The following is a 790-nucleotide window of genomic DNA, read 5'->3' as shown; positions in this document are numbered from 1 at the left end:
GGAGGCGGAACCGCCCGGCATTCCGGCGCCGTTGGTGCCGCCGCCGCCCGAACCGCCCTTGGGGGCGCCGCCCTTGCGGGGAGCGAACCAGTCGCTGGTCTTCTCCTCGGCCTGCGGGGCGGGCTCCGCGGCCGGTTCGGGCACGGCCGGCGTGGCGGGCTCGGGCTGCGCGTCGGCGGCCGGCTCGTCACCGGCGCTCTCGCCGCCCGGGGCGCCCTCGACGGTCTTGCGCATGACGACCGGCGGAATCGGCCGCGATCCGGGGATGTTGATCCGGATGCGCGTGGTCAGCGTGGTCTCGGTCTTGCGGTCCTCGGGACGCGCGTCCGGGCTTCCCGCGCCGGCCCCGTCGCCGGAAGCCATGGGGGTCCCGTACGGCGGGGTGCCGGAGGGGTATGCGGCTCCGCCGCGCCCGTTGGGCCCGGAGGACGGAGTGTCAGTTTCACGACTCAAGGCAGGTTCTCCCGGTTGGCTCCGCCGCCCGTCACGACCTCAGCGGGCATCTCGGCGGCGCGCACCACCATACTGGCCACCTCTGGCGCGAATCCCACGACCGCCGGGGAAATCCGCACCGGACCCGCACGAGGGCGCCGCGAAGTGGTACGTCACTTGCCAAGTCGGTCGGAGTCGGCGTCGGGTTGCCGTCCGGGGGCCAAGGTGGCACAGATCACAGCGAGGGCCATGCCGCCGAGCAGGAAGACGTACGAGCCGCCGCCCGCGCCGAACAGGAAGTCACCTTCCGGGCGGCTGGCGGTGAGCAGGATGACCGCGACGACCCAGCCGAGCACCG

General features: G+C 74.2%; 1 protein-coding gene and 1 pseudogene. Both read right to left on the bottom strand.

Annotation, left to right across the window (positions count from 1 at the left end; translation table 11 throughout):
• Positions 1–453: pseudogene (locus GT030_RS35795) on the bottom strand (hypothetical protein); the annotation flags it as partial.
• 152 nt (positions 454–605) lie between these two features.
• Positions 606–790 (bottom strand): DUF6113 family protein (locus GT030_RS21930; protein ID WP_237522734.1); only part of this gene is annotated, 185 nt, incomplete at its 5' end.

Source organism: Streptomyces sp. SID1328, assembly GCF_009865595.1.
In the GTDB taxonomy this organism is placed as follows: Bacteria; Actinomycetota; Actinomycetes; order Streptomycetales; family Streptomycetaceae; genus Streptomyces; species Streptomyces griseoluteus.
This window is presented reverse-complemented; position numbering and strand designations above follow the sequence as displayed.